We start from the raw sequence: 1,320 nt of genomic DNA on the forward strand, positions 1-1,320 counted from the left end.
TCAAATCCCTGCTGCGGGCCAAGACCGAACGCACCATCCCCGCCCTCTGGGGAGCTGTTGGAGCAATCGTCGACCTCTTCTCGCCGAACGAATGCGCAAACTACTTCAGAGCGGCGGGATATGACCCGGATTAAGCCGGAAACGCTCTAACCTGGCCCGTCAAGCCCGACACCGCATCACAATAGTACCGTCAGATCACAATTTTTCATTCGGCGGATTCTGACCAGAAACGCAGAGAAGCGACATCGGCATCGTCCGTCGGCTGCGTCTCCACTTAAGTTGGCCCGGTCTCCGAAAGGGGGCCGGGCCATTTTGCTATGCAGAGATCACTCGATGATCTGAACGATCTTGCGGGAGCTCGGCTCAACCAGAACCGTCTTATCGTTGACCACAGCGAAGCGGTACTGCGTGACGCCAACATCAGAAGGCAACGTGTGCAAGGTCACCGATGACGGTAGGGCGGCGCCGACAGCAACCGACTCGGTCACTTTCACGGAAGCGGGGTGTTCCTTCATGATATAGGTCCGGACCTTGCTTTGCTGATCCGTGGTGATGGTGGTGGTTGTAGTCGATGTCTGCGCGATTGCCGCGGAGCAGGTCAGTGCTGCAACCAGTGAGATCAGGACTGGATAGCGCATCGAGATTCTCCTCTTTCAGATCCCCCGCCGGTTTCGCAAACACCGATGGAGCGCGCTTGTTCCATGATTGGCTGCCGGCCTCGCACAGGGGGCGTACTGCGGCATGGCGCCGAGCTCGAGTACCCCTCCCGCAAGATGTCACCGCGGATGGTGCGCGGAGGTCGGGCATGTCAAATGACGTTGAGATCGTTGCAACCCTTCCTAAATTTGCCTTCGCAGGTGTCCTTTTTGGAGGGAGGGAGACATGCCTTTTTCGTCGCTGAGTGACCCCACTGATCTCGCTCGGGCTGACGCGGCGCTGGAGGCTGCGTGGGGCGAAATCAAATCGAGTATTCCCCCTGCGTTTGAAGAGCGAGAACGCAGTAGGCTGGCTTACATCGTGTCTGCGCTGGTGGCCGTCGCCGGAGATGAACAGGACCTGACGAGCCGGGCCGTCGAGCGCTACCGACGATCTGCTGCAGCATGAGCTCGGCTTCGCTGGCTTCGGCTGSCGGGGCCTTTTTCATGATGYGGAGGTCATTCGAGGCGAACGRCCCTTGATCTAAAATTTTTGACCGGATTAGCGGAACTAGACCTTGGAGAGTTCGTTCTGGATAAATCCACTGCGCGGGTTAGTGGAGATGGTTCCTCTGCCAAGATGGCCATCGAAGGGAGTCGCCCCCCCCCGCCGGCTCCCTTTTTC

General features: G+C 58.5%; 2 protein-coding genes and 1 pseudogene. 2 read left to right on the forward strand and 1 reads right to left on the reverse strand.

Annotation, left to right across the window (positions count from 1 at the left end; genetic code table 11):
- Window positions 1–134 (forward strand): annotated as a pseudogene (locus AC1DE3_RS28235) (IS630 family transposase); the annotation flags it as partial.
- A gap of 192 nt (window positions 135–326) precedes the next feature.
- Here the strand turns inward: AC1DE3_RS28235 and AC1DE3_RS28240 are convergent.
- The gene (locus AC1DE3_RS28240) at window positions 327–638 is read right to left on the reverse strand and encodes a DUF1236 domain-containing protein (RefSeq protein ID WP_441514550.1); all 312 of its coding nucleotides are present in this window, start codon (window positions 636–638) and stop codon (window positions 327–329) included.
- A gap of 244 nt (window positions 639–882) precedes the next feature.
- Here AC1DE3_RS28240 and AC1DE3_RS28245 point away from each other — a divergent pair, with 244 nt between their 5' ends.
- A complete protein-coding gene (locus AC1DE3_RS28245; RefSeq protein WP_441514551.1) occupies window positions 883–1,104 on the forward strand; it encodes a hypothetical protein in 222 nt (73 codons plus the stop codon).
- Window positions 1,105–1,320 lie beyond the last annotated feature (216 nt).

It is taken from the genome of Allobosea sp. 10L417 (genome assembly GCF_056395485.1).